This is a genomic window from Veronia nyctiphanis, from assembly GCF_004116385.1.
Lineage (GTDB): Bacteria > Pseudomonadota > Gammaproteobacteria > Enterobacterales > Vibrionaceae > Veronia > Veronia nyctiphanis.
This window is the reverse complement of record NZ_PEIB01000112.1, coordinates 1-434: the sequence shown is the minus strand read 5'-3', so window position 1 is coordinate 434 and position 434 is coordinate 1. Positions and strand designations below refer to the sequence as shown.

Genomic DNA, 434 nt, shown 5'->3' with positions numbered 1-434 from the left:
TATCAGATCTGCTTCAGAATCGGATGCGGCTTGTATCAATAAAGTCTCCGAGCACCTTGGCTATTCTCAGTTATCCCCCACTGAATCCACTACAAAACTTCAAGAATTGCTCAATTCTTCTCAAGACCAAGTATTTGTAGCTGAGTGGCAAGGTCGAATTATTGGTTGGCTACATCTTTTCTATGCTAGACGTCTCGCATCAGACAACTTTTATGAAATTGGTGGTTTAGTTGTTTCTCCTGAAAGCCGTGGTCACGGTGTTGGTCGAGCTTTAGTTCAATATGCTCAAGCTAAAAATATAGGCAAATTCAGAGTACGCTGTAACGAAAAGAGACTTGATGCACACAAGTTTTACGAAAGCATCGGCTTCGAAAGCAGTAAGGCTCAGCGGGTGTTTCAAGTGTAGGCTCATAACAAGGCCATCAAACATCGCG

General features: G+C 42.9%; 1 protein-coding gene. It reads left to right on the top strand.

The window, feature by feature from the left end; translation table 11 throughout:
- Positions 1-406: GNAT family N-acetyltransferase (locus CS022_RS24660; protein ID WP_328590434.1), on the top strand; the 406-nt coding region annotated here is incomplete at its 5' end.
- Between the last annotated feature and the right edge of the window lie 28 nt (positions 407-434).